The organism is Alicycliphilus sp. T452, from assembly GCF_054512775.1.
Map to the genome: position 1 here is coordinate 1 of NZ_JBTNEH010000040.1, position 22,213 is coordinate 22,213.

Below are 22,213 nucleotides of genomic sequence, written 5' to 3' on the forward strand. Positions count from 1 at the left end.
GCCACGAATCGCAGATTTGAAAGTGAACAGGAAAGTCAATGAAATCAACGATCTACCAACACCACCTCCGCGCCAGTGCTAGCTTTTCGTACCGTCACTTATTGCACTGAAAACGAGGAGACCCCGAGTAGCTGTGGCAACGGCCTGCAGCAGGTCATCGCGATGTCTTCGACGCTCAGGAACGAGATTGAAATAGAGAACGCTCTGCAGTTCATCAAGATCGTTCGATATCTCGCGCCAACGATTCAGGTTCGCTTCGCTGAAGCGGTCCAGCTCCAAGATGCCGATCGGCTCTTTTCTAGCGGGCTCCCTTCGTGGCGGACCGTATCGCTTCGGCAAGTCTTGACGATAGTGAGTTCCGACAGCCTAGACCTGCGCAGACACAGGGGGCACGGGTTGGCGTCGCTCCATCATCGCATTGATGATGAACTTGCGCAGCCGCTCGTAGCGTCCAAGCCGGATCATGTCTCTGGGGGAGACATCTCCGAGCAAAGGATTGCGCGCCTTAAACCAGGCAACCGCTTTCTCCACATCGCCGCCGAAGGCTTGCGCAACCATGTTCATGGTGTTGCCAATCTCCTCGAGGCGCTCCCGCACCTGCTCAGGCATGTTGTCGTCATAGCGCACTGACTTGGAAGAGACCCCTGCAACACGAGATACCTCCTCCTTCTTCAATCCCAACATCTGTGGGACTGCTTTCGCATTGAAGGAAGATCCGCGGCCGAACTGCAGATAGTCCTCTGGCACGCTGTCAAAGAGGCTGGGACCAAGTCCGCTCATGATCGTCTCCAGTCGGGCAGGCATTATGCCAGAACCAGAAAACATACGCGGAAGAAACACATTCCAACCATGTTTTCCCCACGCTTGCAGCATACTATGTGAGGCCGCTCGGACCTAATCCAACCTGTAGTCCACCGGATCTTGTTCATGTCGGGAGATTGCGCAAGCGGCGCGCAGGCAATGCTGCTTTTGGCTATTCAGGTTCACCTGCAGCGCTTCGCGCGTCCCGCTCAAGTGGCGCGTCTTTGTAGCAAACTGGGCAATTTGAGACAGATACACTGGCATGAACCCTTCGATGCCGCCAGGCTCTCGTACTGTTGAACGTGACGCAGTTCGTGGGCAACCAGGCGGTCGTTCCATTTGCCTTGCACAAGATAGCTTGCGATGCTGCACGGGTACGCCGGTAGGTAGCAGCCGAGGGATGTGCGCCGCGACGATGCAAGGCCCCAGATCCGCTTGGCTGTTGCCCAGCCGGTGAGAATTGTCGGACGGTCCCTGTGGAGACTCACCCATGGCCGCGCGGCGCGCAGCCGATTCCAGCCGGTGGCGGTGAACGGGCCTCACACCGATAATCCATGCCTGCGGCGCCTCGGATGCCGCTTCGCCGCATGCGCAAAAGATCGGCGTGGAGGGCATTTTCCTGCCCCACAGCTCGAAAATGCAAACGCCAAGTGCACGGTGCCGGTGTGGGGTGCACTGAAGGCACAAGGGGCCCTCTTCATGAATTCTCAAGATGCAGCGGTCGTCCTGTTTCTTGATTTCGACGGCGTTCTCCACCGCACGAGCGCCGAGGTGAACGAGCTCTTCGCTGCGGTGCCGTTGCTGGAGGAGGTCCTGAGAGAGTTCCCCAGCGTGGAGATCGTCATCAGCAGCAGCTGGAGGGTCTACCATGGCCTGCACGAGATGCGCGAATTCTTCTCTGAAGACATGGCGCACCGCATACGTGATGCCACGCCGAAGCACGATCTGGCCAGAACGCGCCAGAGCGAGTGCCAGGAGTGGCTGCGCCGGCACCGTCCCGCAGCGCCTTGGCTAGCGCTGGACGACCAGCCCTGGTTGTTCGAGTCAGGCTGCGAGCAACTGCTCTGCGTCAACGGCACCGTCGGATTCCGCGTGGCAGATGCCCAGCGCCTACGCGAGCGCCTGCGGTACCTCGTGAGGCCACTTTCTACCCCAAGTGCCCCTTGACGCCTGGGCGCCGAGAAAACGCCGCGTTAGATCAGCCGCATAGCGCGTTTGGCGCGTGTTGCTACCCTGGGAGTGCACTGCCAACGAGAACGTAACGTGAGTTTAGAAGCTGACGCCAGACCTGTGACAGTTCCCAAGATCCCCCCTGAGGCCAAGTGTTCTGCGGCAGCGGCGTGCTGTTTGAAGAGTGTCACGGCGCACTCGGCGCCACAGACGGGCTGCGCATCTGGTGACGCGCTACGCAGACGTCGGGCCGGAACTCGGACCACCGCCACTGTCACTCGTCTCAGAGGGAGGACGGCAGCCCCTGCCGGCCGGCACCACGGGCTGCCTCGCCGCACTTCAACGTCGCAGTCGGCCGGCGCACAAGCGCATTGAAGCGCGGTGCGTAGCTCACCAGCACTCTTGACCGCGATGACCGCTCCTGGCTGCACATTCAGCCGGGAGCGCCATCGGAGCGCTCCACGCCACTTCATGGCCTCAACGATCCGGCGGAGTAGGAGGCATATGACCACATGTCCATGCACGTCCAACACGATCCACCATAGCAAGCATCCCAGTGCTGCCGCCGCTTTCCGACATCCCCGCAATCCAAGGTTGTCCATGCACGTGCATGGCAATACAATCCTAAATGTGGGTAGGAATGCGGGTAATGACACGACACGGTTTATTGGCGGACAGTGCTGTTCGAAGCCGGAACAAGGAGCCCGGGTACTACTTGGACGGCAATGGCCTGTACCTGCAGGTCAGCAAGACTGGGTCCCGCTCTTGGATCTTCCGGTACACGCTGAATGGGAAGACGCGAGAGATGGGCCTGGGTTCGGTCACTGCGTTTGGACTGGCGCAGGCGCGCGAGCGCGCTCAGCGCGCACGGCAGCTCCTTGCTGACGGAATAGATCCTATCGACAAGCGCGCCGGGGAGCGGAAAGCCAGCGAGGCCCATAGAACCGCTGAACGTGCGCGCTCCAAGACGTTTGAAGACGCCGCGCGCGAGTACCACGAGGCGAGTGCTGATGAGTGGAAGAATGCGAAGCATGCCGCCCAGTGGATCAACACGCTGACGCAGTACGCGTTTCCGAAGTTCGGCTCTCTACCAGTCGGTGACGTTGGGAAGGCCGAGATAGTCTCTGCCCTCGCGCCGCTCTGGAAAACCAAGGCAGAGACTGCGAGCCGTCTCTTGCAACGGATTCGAACTGTCCTCAACTTCGCAGCTGCACGGGATTACAGCCTGGGAAAAGACGCGGAGTTCTGGCAGCAGGTGCGGATCGCACTTGGACCGAATGACAGGGCTCGAAAGGTAGAGCATCACAATTCGTGCCCCTACCCGCTGGTGGGCTCTGTTCTACGGGAAGTCGAAGCTGGCCCATCCTCGGAAATTGTGAGGCTTGCGTTCGAGTTCACGGTGCTGACAGCTGCGCGCTCCGGTGAGACCCGGGGCGCTTTGTGGTCCGAGATCGACGAAGACCGCCTCTGCTGGAACATTCCGGAAGAACGCATGAAGGCAGGCCGCCCACACAACGTGCCGCTCTCGCGTCGCGCAGCCAAAGTGCTGGCGGAGGCGAAGCGCCTGCGCGATGAGGGGTTGGTGACCTCAGAGATGGGTCTGATTTTCCCCAACACCCAAGGCTTGCCGCTAAGCGACATGGTGTTCACGCAGCTGCTCCGACGCATGCGAGTGGAGTACACGATGCACGGCTTTCGCGCGAGCTTCCGCACGTGGGGAAGCGAGCAGACGAAGCACCCGCACGAGATGCTGGAGTTTGCACTTGCGCACACGGTTGGTGATCAGACCGTCCGCTCGTATATGCGCACAGATATGCTCGATCGGCGTCGGCAGTTGATGGAGGACTGGTCCACCTTCGTCGCCGCAAATTCCACTGGAACGATCCCCAGGATTGCTGAAAAAACAGGCGATCTGGCGCTTGCCACCCCGAAAACCACCCAAAAAACAGGTAAATCCGCCCCGAAACCGCTGGAAAAGCGCCAGAAAACGGTAGGAAAACGGGGCGCCTGAAGCAAAACTAGAGGCACGCGCCCCACGCAGCAAGCGCAAAGCACGCTGCGCTCGGACCGGACACACAAGCTCCGGTCCGCTCTCCCACTCCCCTACTCCCTCGCCCGCCAATTTCACGGCCGCGGGCGCGCGCGTGCGGAGCTAAACGAAAGGCTCAGAAATGTCGAATTCACGGCAGGGCGACGCTCGCCCGAAATTTCCCCTTGGCCGCATCTACGCCACCCCCGGCGCTCTCGAACTGCTCGAGCGATTAAATCAGACTCCTCACACCTTCCTCGCACGTCACGTACACGGCGACTGGGGCCTGGTACATCCCGAGGACGCGGCGGCCAATGAGCTCGCACTAGCGATGCACACCCGGATTGTGTCCAGCTATGCGGTCGGACCCGCCGGAGTGGCCGGCGGTGCGGGAGTCATCTGGATCATCACAGAGGCGGACCGCTCAGCGACCACGCTCCTGCTGCCTGGGGAGTACTGAGATGGCGCGCCGCTCACACGACGTTATTCGCTATCTACGCAATTCGCTTTCCGTGCACACCTTGCAGGCGTACGCCAGCGACCTGGATCGATTCAAAAGATCCGGCGGCCGCATTCCTGCCACTGCAGAACAAGTTGCGCGCTACCTCGCTCATGCCGCGGAAGAACTGAAGCCAAGCACGCTGGCCAGGCAGATCGCGGCGATCTCCTACGCGCACGAGCAGCAGGGGCTGCAGTCGCCCACCAAGTCCGCGCTCGTCCGGCGCACGCTTCGAGGAATCCGAAGAACCAAGGGAGTGGCTCAGAAGCAGGCAACACCGATCACGCCAGAGCTGGTCAGAAGGGTGGTGAAGCCACTGCGCTGTCTGTCCGAGGCACAGAACCGCCGCGACGCCGCCCTCTTCCTCATTGCCTTCGCAGGCGGGTTCCGTCGGTCGGAGATCGCCTCGCTCTGTTTCAAGGATCTCTCGTTCACTAAGCAAGGTCTTCTCGTCCGTCTCCGCAGCAGTAAGACGGACCAGTACCGGCGGGGCCGTGATGTTGCGATTCCTAAAGCACCGCGCGGGCAGCAGTGCCCCGTGCGCGCGCTTCGGCTGTGGCTGACCACAGTTGGCGCTATGTCCGAGGACGGACCGGGGCCGGGTTCAGACACTCCCGTGTTCTGCGGGATCGACAAACACGGCAATCTGCGAGGCGGCCTCAACAGCGCCTCTGTGGGCTGGCTGCTGAGGAAGCGCCTCGCACTCCACGGCCTGTCGCCGGAGGGGTTCACGGCGCACAGCCTCCGGGCTGGCCTCGTTACAAGTGCCGCCAAGGCGGGCGTCCCTGTGTGGGCGATCCAGCGCCAAACCGGGCACCGATCCGAAAGCACTGTTCACCGCTACATCCGCGGCCTCAGCGCATTCGACTGCAACGCGGCCTCTGCGCTGCTCTAGCACCCGGAGGACGATCATGCACAACCGAACGAAGGCCGTCATCGCCGCAGCACCTTGGAACGACGCAACAATTCAGGCCATACGAGAGTCTGCCGAACTCACGTGGTCCATCGTTTCCGCTCCGCTCACATACGCGCCGCGGGTCTCAGGCCGCGCGCCAGAGGCCATCCCAATCGATGGGCACGAGGTTTTGTACCGGAGTGACACGCTACAGCAGCTCGCAATCGTGCCTTCTAGCCACCGAACATGGCAGCCGCAGGATGTGATCGACTTCTACCTGCAGCTCGCTCAGTTCTACGACATGCGGCTCACACGGGTCGGCCACATCCAGGGAGGAAGAACGATTTGGGGGCTGATTGAGACGGGCTACGGCTCGCGCTTTGTCGGTAAGCGGTCAGCTTCTTCATTCCTTCTCCTCAGCACCTCGTGCGACAGCAATCTAGCTGCCCGAGCAAGCGCACTGTGCCTCTTGGAGCCAGGGGAGCTGGCACTATCCGCCGCCCTTCGGCCGCATCCCACCATGCGCATACCCCGTACCTTCGAGTTCTTGCCACCGGACACCCTCATCGACATCGGAGATCTCATATCTGAGTGCATCGCGTTTCCTGAGTGCTTGAAGGAGCTTGCGCATCTGCCAATGTCCGACGCCGACGCCAGAAGCGCTTTGCACCTGATTCTGGGCAGCGCACAGGTGCCCGGTCATCGTGCACCTCGGCTCAAGTCCACAGAGGCCGTGCTCATGTTGTTCAAGGCGCAGGCGGGACGCCGACGCCCGACCGCCCTTGATCTGCTCTTTGCGCTCGCGCAACACATCGACGCGCAAGAGCTACGCAAGCGCCCGCACGACGCGCTATACAGCACGTGGTTCGGCGCAGGCGCCAATCGAAAGCAGCTCGCGGTTTCCATACTGCGCGACATGCTGATCACGGTGGTACGCTAGAGCCAAGCCGACGGTGTGACCGCCGTCGGCCTCCTCTCGAAGCCGCGCCAACATGCACTACCTTCGTCCGCTGCTCACTTGCGCAGCCACCCTCCTAATACTTGACCTCGCAGCCCCGTACGTGCTCGAGCGATCACTGACGTCGCATGAACTTATCGCGTTGGCCGGCGTGCTAGCCGTCTGCGCCGCTATCGTGCAGAAAGCGCGTGCGAGCAGGCGCAAGGCGAAACTGGAGGAGATGCGCGACTCGGCCCTGTGGTGACTTACCACGACGGGGAATAGGCTGCTCGCAGTGAGCTACACACCCCAAATTCCGTCTGGCTTCGCATAAAGCGGAATTTACGCGCGTGAAGCCGCAGCCGTGGTGAGCTGGGTCGAGAGGTGCAGTAGGCAGCGGTACCGGGCGCCCAACTATCAGTCGACAAACAGACCTCGGGCGCGTTCGGTTCCGTGCTGTTGCGATAGGACCAGTTATCTGACTAGGCGGGCTGGAATGTTCCGCCGGGCTTGTGCGTCGGATCCTCTGTTCACCTTTCCATACCAGCAGAACCCGTGCTTTCCCCGCGTCGTTTCTTTTGTGCGCCAGAGAGGGTCTCGTACCTTGAGGCGGTCAGCTCCTTGCATAGTCCAGGATCTGCGCCAGCACGGTGCGCCTTGCCTCAAGGTTGTTGCGCCACAGCTTCGTCTCCGCCACGACGACCTGGCCGGGGTTCAGAACTCGAGATCGTCGTTGATGGCGGCGAGGCCTGACGCGCAGGCGTGATCGGCATCTCCGCCGGGCGCACCCGACACGCCGATACTGCCCACCAGTGAACCTGGACGGCGGAATCGATAGGCAGCCCACCGCCGATGGCGACCACGCGCGGCAGTTCCCGGATTCCCGAGGATACCTCCGTAGCCTGGGTGGCACGGGCGAACGCCAGGGTGTCCATCTTGAATGTGACCGCGGTATAGGCCTTGTTCATCGCAGTTTCCGGCGTATGCGGTCCAGGGAGGCGATCGCGCAGCATGACCAGGGGGTGGCCCGCACGGTCGCTGACTGCGACCGCCACTTGATAGCCTGTGCGCGCGCAACTTTGCAGGGCAGCCTGGGCGGCCCGCAACGCAGCCTCTGGGGTGAGGGACCGAAGCACGTGTTCCTCATGGCAGCGCGCGCCCTGGCCCCGTAGAACCTCGCACAGTGCTGTCCCCGGCACGCCGACAAACAACGGGGGGTAAGGGGGTAGTACGCCTGGGCGGCAGAAAAAGAGGCCTACCAGCCTGCCTCCAACCCGCACGAATTCCGCGAACCCCCGAAACTGCTCAAGAATTAGGCAGCACCTGGGCTCGCGAAATATCCGGGCTAGGTGTCGCCGTCGTCCTTCCTCGTGATGGCCAGCGGCGCGGCTCTGCCGCGCGGGCACTGGAGCGAGCGCGTAGGCAGCGCGCGCGTCGCCCCCACAGCTGTGCATCTGCCTGATTGCTGCCGTTGGCGTTCCAATGGGCGCCCCCACTGTTCCTGGGCGCGACGGTGGTCGGCGGATCGCCGCAGTTCTCCGCGCTGGCCGCCAGGCACGCATCCGCAGAAGATGTTGGCTCCGTCCTCATGGTACCAATTGCGTTCGCACTCACCATCGTGAGCATCGCCATCACCAACTGGATGCTGCAGCATGTGCCGGTGCAATGGTTGTTCATGCCGGTGGCGATCCGGCAGGCGATCGTGCTCATCGCTTCCGGCGAATGCTCAGGCAGGCGGACAGCCGAGCGCAAGTGCCGCGCTGAGCGGGCTCCTTGCGCGCAGGCTCACATCATCGCGCGCTCGAACGGTCGCAGCAGCTTCTTCTCGTCGGTGTCCTGCGACGGCGGCTGTGCCAGCTTCAGCGGGTTCTCCGGCTGAGGCTCGTAATCGCCGACTGGGCCATCCACGGGGCCGCCTTCCACGGTTAGCCGCGCCATGTTGCGGCGGTGCGGATAGTAGTCGTGCGGCGCGTAGTGCTGGGTGGACCGGTTGTCCCACATCACGATGGTGTGCGGCCTCCATTTCAAGCGCAGCTGGTAGTCGGGGACCATCGCCTGCCGATACAGAAAATTCAGGATGGTCTGGCCCTCGTCTTCCTTCAGCCCCTCAATGCCGACAGTGAACTGCGGATTCACGAATAGCACGCGACGTCCGGTCACCGGGTGGATGCGCACGATCGGGTGCATGGGGTTGGGAAATTCGTCCTCCAGCTCGATGAGCTTCATGCGCGCAGCCTTGGAGTCTGCGAACATGTGGCGCCAGGGCTTGAAGTCGTGCCGCGCCCGCAGCCGGTGGACGTACACCTTCATGGGCTCGCTCAGGCCGTCGTAAGCGGCCGTCATGCTGGCGAACACCGTCTCGCCGCCATAGGGTGGCACGACCTTAGCCCGCAGGATGGTGGCCATTGGCGGGCGGGCGCGGAATGTCTCGTCCGAATGCCACGAGTCGGTCGGCCCGGCGGGGTTGCGGCCGGAGTTGTCGAACTCGATCACCTCCGGCACGTCGGGCAGGTTCGTCGCGAACGGATGCGTGGACAGGTTGCCGAACCGCTTCGCGAACGCGATCTGGGCTTCGAGCGAAATGTCTTGGTCGCGAAAGACGAGCACCTCGTAGCGCGCGAGTGCGGCCTGCAACCCGTCGAAATCGGCTTGCGCCAGGGGCCGGCCCAAGTCAATGTTAGAGATCTCGGCCCCGATGTGCCCGTTCAGGGGCGTGGCAACGATGGCGCTGTTGTCTGTCTGGGTCATGTCGTGTCCGATGCGGAAGTGGGCGGATGCTACGTTCGGCTCTTGCCATTGACCAAGTCAATCGTCGCCTCCGCAGCGGAAAACGATTGTGCTCGTCAAGTGTCCCGCCACCGACGTGGCCGCTTGGAGCACATACTCTGCCAACAGGCTTTCCCACAGGAGACACTCGATGACGAATCGCAGGATGCTCGGTACGCTGCTCATGGCGTCGCTGGCCATGGTTTTCGGAACGCCGGCATTGCCGCAGGCTTACCCCGCACGGGCGGTGACGATAGGGGAGTGCCGGTGGTGGTCGAAGCGCGTCCGAGCGCGGGCGGATCGATCGGCGCTGCCCACGTCGCACGCAGTCCGGCCGACGGCTACACGCTGCTGCTGGCTACGCTTAGCCACGTCACCAATCCCGGACTGACGGCCGGCAAGAGCACCTGGCATCCGGCCGACGATTTCAGCGGCATCGTGGAACTCGTGAACGCGCCGGTGGTGGCGCTGGTGCCCGCATCGCTGCCGGTGCGGACGCTAAAGGAGTTCGTGGAGTAACGCGAAGCAGCGGCCGGGGCAGCTGAACTACCTGATGCCCGGCGTTGGAACCTCGATGCACCTCAACACCGAGATGCTAAGGCTGAGTTCCGGCATCGAACTGCAGCCCATTGTGTACAAGGGCGTGCCGCCGGGCATGCCCGATCTTCTGACGGGGCGCCTCGCGTTCGCCATGTCCCCCATGTCCGTCGCCCGCGGCCACGTCGCGAGCGGATCGCTGCGCGCCCTAGCGGTTGCTTCGCCGACCCGCGTGAAAGATCTGCCCGACGTGCCCACCTTCGCCGAAGCGGGTTTCCCCGATGCGCAGGTCGTGTCTTGGTACGCTCTCGTCGCGCCGTCGAAGACGCCAGCAGCCGTTCGGCAGCGGCTGAATGAGGAATTCACGAAGGCACTCGCGGATCCAGGCGTGCGCGATCGTCTCGCGCAAGCCGGCGCCATGATCTCCGACCGGAGCACCCCGGAGCAGGTGGACACCATGCTCAAGCAGCAAACGGTTCGTTGGGAACAAGCGCTGAAGAAAATCAAGATCGACAAGGAATGAACGCGGCGTCGCGCCCGAGTGGGAAAACGATGAAAGCGGAAGAGAACGACCTGCTCACGCGGACTGACGCGGGCACGGCCATGGGCGAACTGATGCGGGAGTTCTGGATGCCCGCGCTGCTCTCCAAGGAGCTGCCGGCGCCTGACGCCCCCCCAGCGCGCGTGCGGCTGCTTGGCGAGGATCTCGTCGCGTTTCGCGACAGCAGCGGGCGGGTCGGCCTACTCGACGCCTTTTGCCCGCATCGCAGGGCGGAGCTTTACTTCGGCCGCAACGAGGCGGGGGGCCTGCGCTGCATCTACCACGGCTGGAAGTTCGATGCCGGCGGAAGGTGCGTGGATGTCCCGACCGACAGCTGCACCCCGGCGCAGATGCAACGACTCTCCACCACGGCTTACCCGACGCAGGAGCGGGGCGGCATCGTATGGGCATGGATGGGAAAAGGCGAGCCGCATGCGCTGCCCCCGGCCCTGGCGTTCACTTTGGTTCCTGGCGAGCACACGTATGTCTCCAAGTGCCTGATGCGCTGCAACTACCTGCAGGCGCTCGAAGGCAGCATCGACTACTCGCACATCTCCTTCCTGCACAAGGAAGGAGAGACCAGCTCCGACGTATTCGGCATCGGCGACATGATCCGTTATTCGGACGAGGACGGACGTCCAACGCTGTTCGCCGAGCGCACCGACTACGGTTTGCAGATCGGCGCGCGCCGTGACGCCGGTGCGGAGAACGCGTACTGGCGTGTCGCGCGGTGGCTGTTGCCGTGCTTCGTGATCGTGCCCACGGCGCCGGGCAACGTGAGCCGCATCAACCTGTTCATTCCGATCGACGACGAGAACTGCTGGTGGTACCGGATTCGCTGGCACCAGGACCGGCCGCTGACCGCTGCCGAACTGGATAGCTACAGGGATGTCGGCGAGGACTATGCACCGCTGGTGCCCGGTTCCTACCTTCCGCGCGGGTCGCGCGAGAACGATTACCTGCAGGACCGTGCTTTGCAGCGGCGTGCGTCCTTCACCGGTATTCGCAGCGCGCAGCTGCAAGATCTGGCGGTGCAGGAGAGCCAGGGACGCGTGCATGATCGCTCCCGCGAGAAGCTGATGCCTTCCGACATGCCCATGGCGCAATGCCGCCGTATGCTGCTGGAGGCGGTGCGCAGCCATCAAAGCGAGCGGCAGTTGCCGCCGTCCGCCAGCCGCCCTGAGTTGTTCGGCGGCTATGCATCTGCGGTCACCAGACCGCGCCGCATGACGTTCGACGAAGTGCGTTCAAGCCTCTGACGCACTTGGGGGACACGGGCCCAAGGCTACCTGTCGCGAGTGAGAAGAGCTGCCTGCCGCTCCAGCTTCGTCAGCAGTTCGAAGAGGAATGACGCCTCGTCGTGGGTCAGGCACTCTGCGAGCTAACGGTTGTAAGCCGCAGCCATCAGCTTGGCTTTGCCGTGGATCTGGACACCGTCGTCGGTCAGGCGCAGGCACACCAGGCGTTTGTTGCCCGGGGAGCGTCGCTTGTCCACCAGCCCACGCGAATGCATGTCGGCGACGGTCCGGCTCGCCACGACCACGTCGATGCCCGCGTCCGCCGCCAGGGCCTTCAGGCTCGCATCCGGCGTGCGGGCGAGGTACGCCAGGATCCTCCATTCGCGGCGGGAGATTCCGAGTTCCCGCTTGTACATGTCGTCCGTCCCACGCAGGCCGACGTGCGTGATACGAAAAAGCCGGTACAGCAGGAAATCCTCGATTTCCTGCGGGTCCTTCAGAGTTGGCTTGCCTTGTGCGCCGACAGGTGCCGGGCGCGAGGGTGGGATGCTCACAGGGGGATTTTCGCGCACGTTTCAGCCAGCGCACGAAGGGCAGCGCCGGCGTCACGACACGGCCTGGTAGTAGATGTTCTGCGGATGGCGCGCCTGGGCGAAGAAGAACCAGCGCTCGGCCAGCAGGCCGGCCGCCTGCGAGGCCAGCGCCAGCAGCCAGGCCAGCGCCGAGCCCGACAGCAGCGCCCAGGCGAGCAGCAGGAGGGGAAGCCCGAAGCCCAGCACCTGGAAGCCCACCCGGGCCATGCGCACTGCGCGGGCCGAGGCGCCGTGGACGAACTCGCGCGTTTTGAACGAGCCGCCGGTCATGCCCATCGACTTCTGCACCACCCGCGCCGCATTGATGCCGGTGGCGGTCTGCGTGGTGGACTTCAGGCCGGCAGTGGTGACCAGCTCTCAAGTGCACGTTCGAGTGCAAACCTCCTTCACACTCGATCCCGGCCGCAGCGCAGGAAGACTCGGATGGCGTGTGCCTGTAGCCTCTATTGATACGGACCGTTCCCGGCCCGTGCCCTCCAGCAGCTCGCCACGGACGAGCGCCCCCTTTTGAAAGCGCAAAGGGAATCGCGCGGGAACCGCTGCTAGGAGGAGTGCAGTTCGCCAGCCGCACTGCAGGAGCTCCGCATGGCTTGCCTCGGCTGCGACGAGCTGCGGCTGAGGCAGCCCGGCACGACTCGTGGTCCAATTACGCTATGGACAAATCCGAACTCAAGCTGGGAGAGGAAACCCTTGACCGCGACCACGAAGAGTTGCACGCGCTCATCACGCGCCTGCTGGGCGCATCCGCGGACGACATGGTGCCTGCCCTCGACGCATTGCGCGCGCACGCGGCGCAGCACTTCGCCATGGAGGACGAGCACCTGCGCGACATGAAGGATGGCAACTCGAAGTGCCACTTGGACGAACATGCCAACGTGCTGAAGTCCTTCGATGAAGTCCGGGAGGTGCTGGTCGGCGCCGCCCATCCGCCCGAAATGAAGCAGCGGGTGGTGCAGAGCCTATCCGTGGAACTGCTCGATTGGCTGCCGCACCACGTCCAGGAGATGGATGCCGGCGTTGCAACCTATCGTTCGAAGCAGCGCTTCGGCGGAGCGCCCGTTCAGATCAGCCGCCGCCCAAAGGCCTGAGCTCGCGCGCCCGCGGCGCGAATTCCTTCGGCGGGCCAGCCTGCTTGGGAAGAACGGGTACGGTGGCAAGAGCCGGGTTCCTTGGTCGCTGACTATCGCAAGCAGCAAGTGGACCGGACACGCGGCACCTCAGATCCACGGGAATCTTATGTTGCTGCAGAACTGCCGCAGCGTGCATGCACAGGCTAAGGGTTGCTGTGATCTGACGGGCGGCCAGCAGGTCGGCCTGCAGCACGTCCTTCCGTTGCCAATGCGGTAGCCAGCGCCCGAAGGGCAGCGGGTCACGACACGCTCTGGTAGTAGATGTTCTGCGGATTGCGCGCCTGGGCGAAGAAGAACCAGCGCTCGGCCAGCAGGCCGGCCGCCTGCGAGGCCAGCGCCAGCAGCCTGGCCAGCGCCGAGCCGGACAGCAGCGCCCAGGCGAGCAGCCCTGGAAGCCCACCCGGGCCACGCGCACTGCGGGGGCCGGGGCGCCGTGGAAGAACTCGCGCGTGTTGAACGAGCCGCCGGTCATGCCCATCGACTTCTGCACCACCCGCGCCGCATTGATGCCGGTGGCGGTCCGCGTGGTGGACTTGGGCTTGAGCCGCGCATTGCGGCGCAGCGACAGCGTGCGGGTGAACCACGCCGGTGCTCTCGTTGGCCGAAGTTGCATCTGACGCGCATCTCGTTGCGCGCGGCAATTTCACGGTTGCTGGTGGTGCTCTCCAGCTACAGACCGCGCCTCGGTTTTAGCCGGTAAATCGCAAAACCGGACGCGTCTAGATGAACAAAGCCCCGGTCGGCTGTTCAGCGTTTTACTGCCGGACGCGGTACTGGATAAGCCGCAGGGCCATGCGATGCGGGACGCCGGGCTGCGGGAATCAAGCAGCTCCTGCCGGCGGCCGTGAAGTACGTGTCCGCGGCCGAGTTGCCTCCCCCCTACAAGCTCCCACTCCCCGTCTCCGGGCCCGCCAGCCGCCGCGACACCCAGGCCGTCGCCAGTCCGAGGAGGATCGCCCACTCCAGCGACAGCGTCACCGTCCCGGCGAAGGTCACGACCATCGGCAGCCGGTCGACCGGCTCATGCTTCCATAGGTGCCGGATCTCGCGCGGGTTCACCAGCCCCCACGCCACGACCACCAGCAGCCCCCCGATTACCGCCAGCGGAAGCCAGCGCGCCCAGGGCGCGACAAAGGACAGGATCACGATCAGCAGCACGGCGGCGCTGACCGCCGCCAGCGGCGTGCGGGCGCCGGCCGCCACGTTCACGCCGGAGCGGTTGAATGAACCGCTGGCTGGATACGATGAGAAGAAGGAGCCGGTCAGGTTGGCCAGCCCCTGGCCGACCAGTTCCTGGTTGCCGTCGAAAGGCTCGTTGGCGCGCCGCGCGAACGCCTTGGCGATCGCCATCGCCTCGGTCACCGCCAGCAGCGTCATCACCAGCGCCGGCAGCACCAGGTTCGGCACCTGGCGCAAGTCGGGCAGCGACAGCGGCGGCAGCGCCCCCGGCAGCGCCTCCACGGTGGCCGGCTGCGCGCCCAGCAGGCCGGCGGCGAGCCAGGTGATGGCGGTGCCGCCGATCACTGCCATCAGGATCGGCGGTATCCAGCGGCTGCGCCGCAGCGCCGCCAAATTGATCAGGATGGTGGCCATGGCGGCGATCACCGGTAGCGCCTGGATGGACTGCCCGGTCGTGAATACCACCCGCAGCGTCTGCGCCACCGATAGCCCGCGCGGCAGGTCGAGTCCGAGCAGCGTGCCGACTTGGCTGTTGACGATCAGCACGGCGGCGCCGGCGGTGAAGCCGGCGATCACCGCATGCGGCACCAGCTCAACCCACTTGCCGACGCGCGCCATCCCCAGCAGCAACTGCAGCGCCCCCACCACGAACGTGAGCGTGAGCACCAGGCCCACGTACTGCGAACTGCCCACCGCCGCCAGCGGTGCCACCAGCGCCATGGTGGTGAGCGAGATGGCATTGGCCGGCCCCGTCACCATCAGGCGGCTGCTGCCGAACAGCGCGGCGATCACGCACGGCATCATCGCCGCATAGAGGCCGTAGGCGGGCGGCATGCCCGCCAGCGTGGCGAAGGCCACGCCCTGGGGCAGCACCACGATGGCCCCGGTCAGGCCGGCCAGCAGGTCCGCCCGCAGCACGTCCTTCTGCCGCCACTGCGGCAGCCAGCGCAAGAAGGGCAGCGCCGGCGTCACGACACTGCCTGGTAGTAGATATTCTGCGGATGCCGTGCCTGCGCAAAGAAGAACCAGCGTTCCGCCAGCAGGCCTGCCGCCTGAGATCCCAGCGCCAGCAGCCACGCCAGCGCCGAGCCGCTCAGCAGTGCCCAGGCAAGCAGCAGGATCGGCAGTGCGAAGGCCAGCACCTGAAAGCCTGTCCGCGCCATGCGCATTCCGTGTGCCGAAGCCCCATGGAAGAACTCGCGCGTATTGAAGGAGCCTCCCGTCATGCCCATGGACTTCTGCACCACCCGCGCCGCCTGGATGCCGGTCGCCGTCTGGGTGGTGGACTTCGGCTTCAGCCGCGCATTGCGGCGCAGCGACAGCGCGCGGGTGAACCACGCCAGCGCCGTGGCCGCCAGCGCCCAGGGGGCGATGTCGGAGGCGAACCCGGGTTCCCCGGCCATTACCGCCAGCGCGCCGGCGGTGACAAAGCCGGAGGCGAGGCCGAGCGTCGTGTAGTTCACCACCGTGAGCGGATGCGCCCATTCCTGGATGAAGCGGATGCAGGCATAGATCATCGCGGTGCAGTACCACAGGAGCACGGCGCCCACGATCGCCATTCCGGCGAGCCAGTGCGGCGCCACCGCGTCGCGCTGCGCCAGTGTGGCCAGCAGGGCCCAGCCGCCTACCAGCGCGATGAACGCCGGCAGCACGATCACCTCGCGCGACATCCAGGAGGTGCGCCACATCAGCACCGTACGCCAGGCGCGCAGCGGATGCCCCAGATGGAAGAAGGAGGCGACCAGGGCCACCAGCAACATGCCGGTGGCCGCCCAAAGCATGGGGGCGAGCGCCGTAGCCGGCGCGATCCCGGCCAGAGTGGCCAACGCCAGTGCCACCACCATCCCCTGGGCGGCGCCGGCGATCGTGGTGAAAAGGATGATCGAGAGGGCTGGCTTCATCGGGCGTCTTTTTCCATTGCACCGCTGCCTGGCTTGTGCTTGCCGGACGCCGGCTCGCCGTTCAGGAAATCGCCCAGCCGGAAATTCGGCTGCGCCTGCGGCACCGTGCTTAGGGTGATCTGGCGCGGAAGGTAGTGGTTGGCCGGCTGGGTCTCCCACTCAGGCATCAACTGGTAGCCGCCACGCTCGCGGATCGCCTGCGAAACCTCGGAGTCCGGATCCTTGACGTCGCCGAACAGGCGGGCGCCAGTCGGACAGGCCTTCACGCAGGCCGGCTTGCGGTCCTGCGGCGGCAGCAGCTCGTCGTAGATGCGGTCCACACACAGGGTGCACTTGGTCATCACCTTGCGTTCCTCGTCGAACTCACGGGCGCCGTAGGGGCAGGCCCAGCTGCAATATTTGCAGCCGATGCACTTGTCGTAGTCCACCAGCACGATACCGTCGCTCTTGCGCTTGTAGCTGGCACCGGTAGGGCAGACAGGCACGCAGGGTGGGTCCTCGCAGTGCAGGCAGCTCTTGGGGAAGTGGATGGTCTGCGTATCCGGGTAGCTATCGGCCTCGAAGGTCTGGACCCGGTTGAAGAAGGTGCCGGTGGGCCGCTCGCCGTAAGCATTCAGGTCCGTCAGCGGGCCGGCCGCGCCCGAGGTGTTCCACTCCTTGCACGAGGTGACGCAGGCATGGCAGCCGACGCAGACATTCAGGTCGATGACCAGAGCAAGCTGCTTGGCCAGTGTTTCGGGGGCTGGCTGGACTGGGTTGTTCATGGCTTCCTGGGAACGAGGTAGGCAAGCACCTTGCGGGCGCCCCCGAGCACGCCTGGGGCGCTCGGCACGGTTGCAATCTGGGGGAAGGTTTCCGCTGGTTCTTCGGGCGCCGCCGGGCGCAGGTTCACCCGCACGTCGTACCAGCCGGCTTGGCCGGTGACCGGGTCGGAGTTGCTGATGTGTCCACCGGCAAAGGGCAGCTCCTCGGTGATCAGGTGATTGAGCAGGAAGCCCTTGCGCGACTCGTCGGCGGCAGGCGCCAACTGCCAGGCGCCGGAACCCTTGCCGATCGCGTTCCAGGTCCAGACCGTGCCCGGCTCCACCGCATCGCTGTAGCGCAGCATGCAGCGCAGCTCTCCCCAGGCGCTGGTCACCCAGGCCCAGCCGCCGTCCTCGATGCCAGCTTCCTGCGCGGTGCGCGGGTTCACGTACAGGTAGTTGTGGCTGTGGATCTGGCGCAGCCAGGCGTTCTGCGAATCCCAGGAGTGGTACATCGCCATCGGCCGCTGGGTGATCGCCGCCAGGGGGTAGCGGTCGGCGTCGATGCAGGCGGTCTCCAGCGGCGCATACCAGAACGGCAGCGGATCGAAGTAGGTGGCGATGCGCTCGCGCAGGTGCTCCGGCGGCTGGCGGCCCTTGCTCTTGCCCTGCGCGGCCAGCCGGAAGGCCTGCAGCGTGTCCGAGTAGATGGCCAGCTGCACCGGGTCGTTGCGCTGCCGCCAACCCTTGTCCTTGGCGAAGTCCAGGTAAGGCTGGTTCCAGTTGCGCATGTACTGCTGGTCTTCCGGCATGTGGTACTGGAAGACGCAGTTGTTCCTGGCGTACATCTCCCACTGCCGGGGGTTGGGATCGCCACGCAGGTGCTCAGTGCCGTCCTTGCCGCGCCAGCCCATGAGAAAGCCCACGCCCGGCTGGGCCTGGAAGTTGACGACGAAGTCGGGATAGTCCTTGAACTTGCGCGTGCCGTCCTCTCGGGTGAAGGCGGGGAATTTCAGGCGCGAGGCCAGCTCGATCAGCACCTCCTGGAACGGCTTGCAGTTCCCGGTGGGCTCCACCACGGGGACGCGCACGGAATCCACCGGACCGTCGTACTCCGAGATCGGCCGGTCCAGCATGCTCATGACGTCGTGCCGCTCGAGATAGGTAGTGTCCGGCAGCACCAGGTCGGCGAAGGCGACCATCTCGCTCTGGAAGGCATCGCACACCACCAGGAACGGAATCTTGTAGTTGCCGTCCTCCCCGCGCGCGTTGAGCTTCTTGCGCACCTCCATGGTGTTCATGGTGGAGTTCCACGCCATGTTCGCCATGAAGATCAACAGTGTGTCGATCTCGTAGGGGTCACCGCGCACCGCGTTGGTGATGACGTTGTGCATCATCCCGTGGGCCGACAGCGGGTGCTCCCAGGAGAACGCGTGATCGATGCGCAGCGGCGTTCCGTCCTCGTGCACCGCCAATTCGTCGGGGCCGGCGGGAAAACCCAATGGCGCCGCGTTCAGCGGCGTGTTGGGCTTGATCATGGACGGGTCGTTGAAGGCCCGGTAGTTCGGCACGATGTGGCGCGGGTACGGCGCCTTGTGGCGGAAGCCGCCGGGCGCGTCGATGGTGCCCAGCACGCTCATGAGCACCGCCAGCGCGCGCACCGTCTGGAACCCGTTGGAATGCGCCGCCAGCCCGCGCATGGCGTGGAAGGCCACCGGCCGCCCTTGGGTGGTGGGGTGCCGCTTCCCCCACGCATCGGTCCACGGAATGGGAAGTTCGAAGGCCTGGTGCAGCGCCGTCTCCCCCACTTCGCGCGCCAGCTGGCGGATGCGCTCGGACGGGATGCCAGTGATGTCCTCTGCCCACTCGGGCGTGGTGTCGGCAACGCGGTCTCGCAACAGCTGGAAGGCTGGCGCCACACGCGTCCCGTCCGCCAGCTTGTAGTGGCCCTCCAGCGCCAGTTGGCGCCCTTCCTCCACGCCTTCCGGATAGGCCTGCACCACCCGGCCGCTGGCCAGGTCCCATGCCAGCTTGTTGTGCGGGTGGCGGCCGTCGCCGGGCGGGCCGGCGGCGGGATCGAAGGCGAACAGGCCTTCGCGCTCGCCCTCGTCCAGCACCACCAGTTGCGGCGCATTGGTGAACCGCTGCAGGAAGGACCGGTCGACCAGGCCTTGCGCGAGCAGTTCGTGCAGCAGCGCCATGAACAGTGCGCCGTCGGTGCCGGGGCGGATCGGAATCCACTCGTCGGCGATCGCCGAATAGCCGGTGCGCACGGGGTTGATCGAGATGAAGCGGCCGCCCTTGCGCTTGAAGTCGCCCAAGGCGATCTTCATCGGGTTGCTGTGGTGGTCTTCCGCGGTGCCTATCATCACGAACAGCTTGGCGCGATCCAGGTCCGGGCCGCCGAACTCCCAGAAGCTGCCGCCGACCGAATAGATCATGCCGGCAGCCATGTTCACCGAACAGAAGCCGCCGTGCGCCGCATAGTTCGGTGTGCCGAACTGGCGCGCGAACAGGCCGGTGAGGGCCTGCATCTGGTCGCGCCCGGTGAACAGGGCGAACTTCTTCGGATCGGTGGCGCGGATACGGCCCAGGCGCTCGGTGAGCAGCTCGTAGGCGCGCTCCCAGGAGATCGGCTCGAACTCACCCTCGCCCCGCTCGCTGCCTGGCCTGCGCAGAAGCGGCTGCGTCAGGCGCGCAGGCGATACCTGCTTCATGATTCCCGCGCTGCCCTTGGCGCAGATCACGCCCTTGTTGATCGGGTGGTCGGGATTGCCGTCGATGTACCGGACCTGCCCGTCGCGCAGGTGCACGCGTATGCCGCAGCGGCAGGCACACATGTAGCACGTAGTCGTCTTGACCTCGGTGTCCGCGGTGCTGCTCGCGGTTGCATCGTGCACCGGCTCGCTGGAGAGGAACTTGAACATAAGCTTATGCTAGACAGCGCACAGATTCGTGTGCCGCATAATTCCGGTTGCAGTGAATCAGAAAATCGATCAGAGACTGAAGCTCACGCTGCGCCAGCTGGAGGTGTTCGCGGCGGTGGCGCGCGGCGGCACGACGCGGGCCGCGGCTGACGAGATCTCGCGCTCGCAGTCGGCCGCGAGTAACGCGCTCGGCGAGCTGGAGGCCGTGCTTGGTGCGCAGCTCTTCGACCGGGTGGGCAAGAAGCTGGTCATCAACGAGAATGGGCGGGCCCTGCTGCCGCGCGCGGCCGGAATCCTGGAGCAGGCGGTGGAGACGGAAGCCCTGTTCACCGCGGCCCATGCGGCGTCGCTGCGGCTGGCCGCCAGCTACACGATCGGCGAGTACCTGCTCCCGGTGCTGATCGCCAGGTGGAAGCAGGCGAACCCGCGCAGCCACGTGCTGCTGGATATCGCCAACACGCATGACGTGTTCGAGCGGGTCGCCTCGTTCCGCTCCGACATCGGTTTCATCGAGGGGACCCACAGCCACCCGGAGCTCTCGGTCAGCAAGTGGCGCAGCGATGAGATCGTCGTGGTCGCCGCCGCTGGCCACCCGTTGGCGGAACGCCGCGCCGGCGCACGCCAGCTGAACCATGCCACCTGGGTCCTGCGCGAACCCGGCTCTGGCACTCGGGAAGCCTCGGACCGCTGGCTGATCCCGCATCTGACACAGATGGAGGTGGAGCTCGAGCTGGGGAGCAACGAGGCGGTCAAGCGCGTCGTGGCCGCAGGACTGGGCCTGGGGTGCCTGTCCCGGCTGGCGGTGAAGGAGGCGATCGCCGAGGGGTGGCTGGTGGAGCTTGCCACCACCCTGCCCCCGATGCAGCGCACCCTTTCCATCGTGCTGCACCGGGCGAAGAAGCTGGGCGCCGCAGCCGAAGGGTTCCTGCGCCACTGCACGACGGACTGACACGGCCCGAGGACGATCGATTATTCAGGTCAATGCGACCTGAATATTGCGTTCTCGAACTTCAGGCGGGCGCTATGCTGTCCGTATGCGACCCGACGTGGGGCCCACCGCCTGCCTCTCCTTCGAACCCGACGAAGCTCGCCGCCTGCTGTGGCTGCCGCTCGCTGTGCGCCACAAGCTGGACGGCTGCGGACTGCGGCTGTCGCTGCTCGAGTGGCAAGCGCTGCCGCTGGACACGCGTGCGGAACTGCTGCACCTGCCTGCCGGGGCGGACTTCGCGCTGTGCGCGCTCCACGCCGGCGCCAGCCGCGACACGCGCCTGCGGCAACCGGTGCGCCTGGAGGCTTACGAGGTCGCCCAGGCGCTGGACTGCGATGCCGCCGCAGCCGGTGCTTGGCTCGCGGCTGCGACGCCGTTTGCGCACTATGTTCTCAGCAGGCGGAATCGGGCTGAAACTTGGGTGGCCGCCGGCGGAGTGGGGCTCGCTGCGCGGTGAAGGGGACGCGTACAAGCGCGAATCAGTGCGGCGGCCGATCCCAAGCAACGCGAACGCGAGCTGGAGGCGGAACTGAGCGAGCTCACCTCCTCGTTCCTCACTGCAGAAGCCTTCAGCGTGGAGGACAATCATCGACCCGCGTGACACGCGGCGGTAGTGTGCCGCCTCATCGATGCACGCGCAGTCGCGCATGCACAGGTTCCTCATGCGTGCGGACTCAACGTCCCAGCAGGGCTGAGGCGGCGATGCTGACGCCGGTGGCGAGAAGCAACACGCACACGATCCTGAGCACCGTCTCGCGTCGCCAGCGGGGGGGATAGCGTCGCAGCAGCCAGGACGTCCCCAGCACCGCAGGGGCGGCGAGCAGGATCATCTTCAGCGCAAGCAGGCTGAACTGTCCCGTTGCCAGGACGACGACAATCCGCATCACGCTCATCGTGGTCAGCGCGGCGACCAAGGTGGCCCGCAGGGCTTCCATTGCCATGGGCTGTCGGTAGAAGTGGTACACAAGCGGGGGGCCGCCGGCCGAAAACAGGCCGCCCAGCAGTCCCGAGAGCAGGCCGAAGCCGCCGAACCAGATGCCGCTGGACCGTACTGGCAGCACGTTTCCCGGCCGCAACATGGTGATCGCGCACGCGAAGATGGTCACGCCGAGCAGCACGCCCAATACGGTCATGACGTTTGCGCTCAGCCACTGTAGCAACAGCACACCGGCGAGAACCCCCGGCGCGGATCCAGCCACCGCCTCGCGATAGGGGGTCTCCTCGTTTTCAGTGCAATAAGTGACGGTACGAAAAGCTAGCACTGGCGCGGAGGTGGTGTTGGTAGATCGTTGATTTCATTGACTTTCCTGTTCACTTTCAAATCTGCGATTCGTGGCGT

The 22,213-nt window shown here is 65.0% G+C and carries 20 protein-coding genes and 2 pseudogenes; 11 read left to right on the forward strand and 11 right to left on the reverse strand.

What is annotated here, in order from left to right; all coding sequences use genetic code 11:
* Positions 1-366 precede the first annotated feature (366 nt).
* Positions 367-780: a hypothetical protein gene (locus ACX12L_RS21880; protein WP_459264446.1), complete on the reverse strand. Its 414-nt coding sequence runs from the start codon at positions 778-780 to the stop codon at positions 367-369.
* A gap of 720 nt (positions 781-1,500) precedes the next feature.
* Between ACX12L_RS21880 and ACX12L_RS21885 the strand changes: the two genes are divergently transcribed.
* The 4 genes from ACX12L_RS21885 to ACX12L_RS21900 all read left to right on the forward strand — a co-directional run bounded on the left by ACX12L_RS21885 (position 1,501) and on the right by ACX12L_RS21900 (position 6,334).
* On the forward strand, positions 1,501-1,968 hold the full coding sequence (locus tag ACX12L_RS21885) for an HAD domain-containing protein (protein WP_459264447.1): 468 nt from the start codon (positions 1,501-1,503) through the stop codon (positions 1,966-1,968).
* 652 nt (positions 1,969-2,620) lie between these two features.
* Positions 2,621-3,982, forward strand: a complete 1,362-nt coding sequence (locus ACX12L_RS21890; protein ID WP_305697755.1) for a tyrosine-type recombinase/integrase — start codon at positions 2,621-2,623, stop codon at positions 3,980-3,982.
* Positions 3,983-4,461: 479 nt separating this feature from the next.
* Positions 4,462-5,394 carry a site-specific integrase gene (locus tag ACX12L_RS21895; protein ID WP_305697756.1) on the forward strand — a complete coding sequence of 311 codons (933 nt, stop codon included), beginning with the start codon at positions 4,462-4,464 and terminating at the stop codon, positions 5,392-5,394.
* Between the two features lie 16 nt (positions 5,395-5,410).
* Positions 5,411-6,334, forward strand: a complete 924-nt coding sequence (locus ACX12L_RS21900; protein ID WP_305697757.1) for a DUF932 domain-containing protein — start codon at positions 5,411-5,413, stop codon at positions 6,332-6,334.
* 659 nt (positions 6,335-6,993) lie between these two features.
* Here ACX12L_RS21900 and ACX12L_RS21905 read toward each other — a convergent pair.
* Positions 6,994-7,893 (reverse strand): GlcG/HbpS family heme-binding protein, encoded by a 900-nt coding sequence (locus ACX12L_RS21905; RefSeq protein WP_371134641.1) that lies wholly within the window; start codon positions 7,891-7,893, stop codon positions 6,994-6,996.
* On the opposite strand from ACX12L_RS21905, the gene ACX12L_RS21910 reads away from it, so the two are divergent.
* Complete coding sequence (locus ACX12L_RS21910) at positions 7,794-8,210, forward strand: hypothetical protein (protein WP_459264449.1); 417 nt, start codon at positions 7,794-7,796, stop codon at positions 8,208-8,210. The two genes, ACX12L_RS21905 and ACX12L_RS21910, sit on opposite strands and share 100 nt — an antisense overlap.
* On the opposite strand, the gene ACX12L_RS21915 is transcribed toward ACX12L_RS21910, so the two are convergent.
* Positions 8,117-9,079 carry a TauD/TfdA dioxygenase family protein gene (locus tag ACX12L_RS21915; RefSeq protein ID WP_244386921.1) on the reverse strand — a complete coding sequence of 321 codons (963 nt, stop codon included), beginning with the start codon at positions 9,077-9,079 and terminating at the stop codon, positions 8,117-8,119. The two genes, ACX12L_RS21910 and ACX12L_RS21915, sit on opposite strands and share 94 nt — an antisense overlap.
* 279 nt (positions 9,080-9,358) lie before the next feature.
* On the opposite strand from ACX12L_RS21915, the gene ACX12L_RS21920 reads away from it, so the two are divergent.
* The 3 genes and pseudogenes from ACX12L_RS21920 to ACX12L_RS21930 all read left to right on the forward strand — a co-directional run bounded on the left by ACX12L_RS21920 (position 9,359) and on the right by ACX12L_RS21930 (position 11,434).
* On the forward strand, positions 9,359-9,616 hold the full coding sequence (locus ACX12L_RS21920) for a tripartite tricarboxylate transporter substrate-binding protein (RefSeq protein ID WP_279613703.1): 258 nt from the start codon (positions 9,359-9,361) through the stop codon (positions 9,614-9,616).
* Positions 9,617-9,626: 10 nt separating this feature from the next.
* Positions 9,627-10,157: pseudogene (locus ACX12L_RS21925) on the forward strand (Bug family tripartite tricarboxylate transporter substrate binding protein); the annotation flags it as partial.
* A complete protein-coding gene (locus ACX12L_RS21930; RefSeq protein WP_244386922.1) occupies positions 10,154-11,434 on the forward strand; it encodes a Rieske 2Fe-2S domain-containing protein in 1,281 nt (426 codons plus the stop codon). The pseudogene ACX12L_RS21925 and the gene ACX12L_RS21930, both read left to right, overlap by 4 nt.
* Positions 11,435-11,556: 122 nt before the next feature.
* Here the strand turns inward: ACX12L_RS21930 and ACX12L_RS21935 are convergent, their stop codons facing one another.
* Both ACX12L_RS21935 and ACX12L_RS21940 read right to left on the reverse strand, forming a co-directional pair.
* Complete coding sequence (locus tag ACX12L_RS21935; RefSeq protein WP_244386923.1) at positions 11,557-11,967, reverse strand: MarR family winged helix-turn-helix transcriptional regulator; 411 nt, start codon at positions 11,965-11,967, stop codon at positions 11,557-11,559.
* 51 nt (positions 11,968-12,018) lie between these two features.
* Positions 12,019-12,294 (reverse strand): hypothetical protein, encoded by a 276-nt coding sequence (locus ACX12L_RS21940; RefSeq protein WP_244386924.1) that lies wholly within the window; start codon positions 12,292-12,294, stop codon positions 12,019-12,021.
* 365 nt (positions 12,295-12,659) lie between these two features.
* Here ACX12L_RS21940 and ACX12L_RS21945 point away from each other — a divergent pair, with 365 nt between their 5' ends.
* Positions 12,660-13,094, forward strand: coding sequence for a bacteriohemerythrin (locus ACX12L_RS21945; protein ID WP_070401265.1), 435 nt, complete (start codon positions 12,660-12,662; stop codon positions 13,092-13,094).
* 281 nt (positions 13,095-13,375) lie between these two features.
* On the opposite strand, the pseudogene ACX12L_RS21950 reads toward ACX12L_RS21945, so the two are convergent.
* From ACX12L_RS21950 to ACX12L_RS21970, 5 genes and pseudogenes are all read right to left on the reverse strand, one after another.
* Positions 13,376-13,710: pseudogene (locus tag ACX12L_RS21950) on the reverse strand (DMSO reductase); the annotation flags it as partial.
* A gap of 305 nt (positions 13,711-14,015) precedes the next feature.
* Complete coding sequence (locus ACX12L_RS21955; RefSeq protein ID WP_244386926.1) at positions 14,016-15,287, reverse strand: SulP family inorganic anion transporter; 1,272 nt, start codon at positions 15,285-15,287, stop codon at positions 14,016-14,018.
* Positions 15,284-16,216 (reverse strand): dimethyl sulfoxide reductase anchor subunit family protein, encoded by a 933-nt coding sequence (locus ACX12L_RS21960; protein WP_244386927.1) that lies wholly within the window; start codon positions 16,214-16,216, stop codon positions 15,284-15,286. The genes ACX12L_RS21955 and ACX12L_RS21960 overlap by 4 nt, the downstream gene beginning before the upstream one ends.
* Complete coding sequence (locus ACX12L_RS21965) at positions 16,213-16,980, reverse strand: 4Fe-4S dicluster domain-containing protein (RefSeq protein ID WP_244386928.1); 768 nt, start codon at positions 16,978-16,980, stop codon at positions 16,213-16,215. The genes ACX12L_RS21960 and ACX12L_RS21965 overlap by 4 nt, the downstream gene beginning before the upstream one ends.
* Positions 16,977-19,886: a molybdopterin oxidoreductase family protein gene (locus ACX12L_RS21970; protein ID WP_279613704.1), complete on the reverse strand. Its 2,910-nt coding sequence runs from the start codon at positions 19,884-19,886 to the stop codon at positions 16,977-16,979. Before ACX12L_RS21970 ends, ACX12L_RS21965 begins: the two co-directional genes overlap by 4 nt.
* Positions 19,887-19,938: 52 nt before the next feature.
* Between ACX12L_RS21970 and ACX12L_RS21975 the strand changes: the two genes are divergently transcribed.
* A complete protein-coding gene (locus ACX12L_RS21975) occupies positions 19,939-20,835 on the forward strand; it encodes a LysR family transcriptional regulator (RefSeq protein ID WP_070401271.1) in 897 nt (298 codons plus the stop codon).
* 85 nt (positions 20,836-20,920) lie between these two features.
* Positions 20,921-21,331: a nitrate reductase associated protein gene (locus tag ACX12L_RS21980; RefSeq protein ID WP_244386930.1), complete on the forward strand. Its 411-nt coding sequence runs from the start codon at positions 20,921-20,923 to the stop codon at positions 21,329-21,331.
* A 217-nt stretch (positions 21,332-21,548) separates the two neighbouring features.
* On the opposite strand, the gene ACX12L_RS21985 is transcribed toward ACX12L_RS21980, so the two are convergent.
* Positions 21,549-22,136 carry a TSUP family transporter gene (locus ACX12L_RS21985; RefSeq protein WP_459264448.1) on the reverse strand — a complete coding sequence of 196 codons (588 nt, stop codon included), beginning with the start codon at positions 22,134-22,136 and terminating at the stop codon, positions 21,549-21,551.
* Between the last annotated feature and the right edge of the window lie 77 nt (positions 22,137-22,213).